Source organism: Faecalibacterium sp. DFI.5.82 (genome assembly GCF_029076575.1).
Lineage (GTDB): Bacteria > Bacillota > Clostridia > Oscillospirales > Ruminococcaceae > Faecalibacterium > Faecalibacterium duncaniae.
Genome location: NZ_JARFIS010000558.1, coordinates 1 through 309, shown reverse-complemented (window position 1 = coordinate 309; position 309 = coordinate 1). Strand labels below are relative to the sequence as shown.

The 309-nt window shown below is 65.4% G+C and carries 1 pseudogene; it reads left to right on the top strand.

Annotated features, from left to right (window positions below):
* Positions 1-309: pseudogene (locus P0G09_RS17865) on the top strand (DNA replication and repair protein RecF); the annotation flags it as partial.

Below are 309 nucleotides of genomic sequence, written 5' to 3'. Positions count from 1 at the left end.
AATTACGAGGAGCTTTCCCATGGGGCGGAGCGGATGGAGCTGCGGTATGCCGCCCAGTTTGAGCAGGGTGGTCTGGCAGCCATGCTCAAAGCCCGCCAGAATGAGGAAGTACGGGCCGGGCCGAGCCTGTGCGGCCCCCACCGGGAAGATCTGGAGCTGCTGCTGGACGGCCAGCCCGCCAGAGTGTTTGCCAGCCAGGGGCAGCAGCGCTGTGTGGTGCTCAGCCTGAAAATGGCCGAAGCCTCCGCTGCTGCTGCCTTCACCGGGGAGCACCCCGTCATCTTGCTGGACGACGTGCTCAGTGAGCTG